1 protein-coding gene is annotated in these 859 nt (G+C 53.1%); it reads left to right on the top strand.

Annotated features, from left to right (window positions below):
• The first annotated feature begins 193 nt into the window (after positions 1-193).
• Positions 194-628: a hypothetical protein gene (locus ACOCD2_RS22760; RefSeq protein ID WP_293653625.1), complete on the top strand. Its 435-nt coding sequence runs from the start codon at positions 194-196 to the stop codon at positions 626-628.
• Positions 629-859 lie beyond the last annotated feature (231 nt).

Consider the following 859-nt stretch of genomic DNA (forward strand, 5'->3'; position numbering starts at 1 on the left):
TAACTAGAGTTTAGAGTTTCAGAGGAGAAAAACCAACACACTTTTACAACATCCTCCCAGGGGGCACTTTGAGTGATCTTCCACACCAGGTTATTGCCAAGGGAGGGGCGTAACTGAGGTAGAATTACCCCTTCTTCTACGTACGTACGATTTCTGGAACAAAGGTATGTGTAAATTTTGCTGGACTGTCCTGTTGCTTCTGCTGCTCGCTATTGTCGCTGCGGTGTATAAATTCGGTTTTGTCGGCAGCGTGGTACAGGCACCGGATGGTCGCCAGGCGCTGCAACTAACCCTAGGCGAGCGCAATATGGTGCTGGGTGAGATGCGTGATTTCCTGGTAGCCGTACAGGCAATCATCGTCGCGACCAATGCGGAAGATATGGCAGTTGCAGCGGCAGCGGCCCGGAAAGTGGGCATGGCAGCCCAGACTGCGGTACCGCCGGCGCTGATCGGCAAGCTGCCCTTGGCGTTCAAGAAACTGGGATTCGGCACCCACTCGCAATTTGACCAGCTGGCGCTGGATGCCGAGCAGTTGGGTGACCCCCTGCAGACCCGGGAACAGCTGGCAGCTCTGATGAACAACTGCGTGGCCTGTCATGCGACCTATAGCCTGATGGTCGCAGACTGATTATCTCCGCCGAAAACATTCATGTAAGGGATGAGTTTTGCATCTCCAGTATCAAAATCTTTGGCAGATTTTCCGGAAAGCGGTGGTTTTTCTCCTCTGAAACTCTAAACTCTAGTTACTCGATACTTTCGAGGAAAAAGGCTGGATGCTTGCAGATCATCCAGCATTAGGCCAAGAACGGCCAGACATTGCTGTTGATTCCGCCTGCTGGCACCCTCCAGCCGCCGATGG

Source organism: Thiolapillus sp., assembly GCF_048562965.1.
Taxonomy (GTDB): domain Bacteria; phylum Pseudomonadota; class Gammaproteobacteria; order Chromatiales; family Chromatiaceae; genus Thiolapillus; species Thiolapillus brandeum_A.